This is a genomic window from Actinotalea sp. C106, from assembly GCF_023630195.1.
In the GTDB taxonomy this organism is placed as follows: Bacteria; Actinomycetota; Actinomycetes; order Actinomycetales; family Cellulomonadaceae; genus Actinotalea.
Window position 1 is genome coordinate 1 of record NZ_JALPKN010000635.1, and the last position, 573, is coordinate 573.

General features: G+C 75.4%; 1 pseudogene. It reads right to left on the reverse strand.

The features are described 5' to 3' along the window. Positions 1-573: pseudogene (locus L0B03_RS18925) on the reverse strand (hypothetical protein); the annotation flags it as partial.

Below are 573 nucleotides of genomic sequence, written 5' to 3' on the forward strand. Positions count from 1 at the left end.
TCCCGTCGGAGCTCGGCGGTCTCGCCCTCGGCCTCGGTCCGGGCCCGCGCGGCATACTCGTCGGCCTCGGTGTGCAGGGCTGCCGAGTACTCGTCGGCCTCGGTGCGCATCGCGGCGGCGTCGTTCTCCGTGCGGCTGCGGAGCTCGGTGGTCTCTGCGTCGGCCGTCGCACGCAGGTCCTGGGCGTAGTGCTCGGCCTCGTCGCGCTGGCGGGCGGTCTCGTTCTGCGTCCTGGTGCGCAGCTCGGCCGCCTCGCGCTCGGTGGTGACCCGGAGCTCGGTGGTCTCGCGCTCGACGGTGGCGCGCAACGTGCCGAGCTCGCGCTCGAGACCCGTGCGGCGCTCGCTCTCCTCGGTGGTGATGGCGCTCTGGATGCGCGCCGCCTCGCGCTCGGCCGAGCTGACCAGCTCCTCGGCCCGCCGCTGGGAGGAGGTCAGGGTGCTCTCCGACTCGGAGGCTGCGGTCGACCGCAGCTCCTCGGCCTCGCGACGCGTGGTGGCGAGGAGCTCGGCGACCTCGTTCTCGGCGCGGGCACGCAGCTGGCCCGCCGCGAGCTTGGCGCGCGCCAGGGCG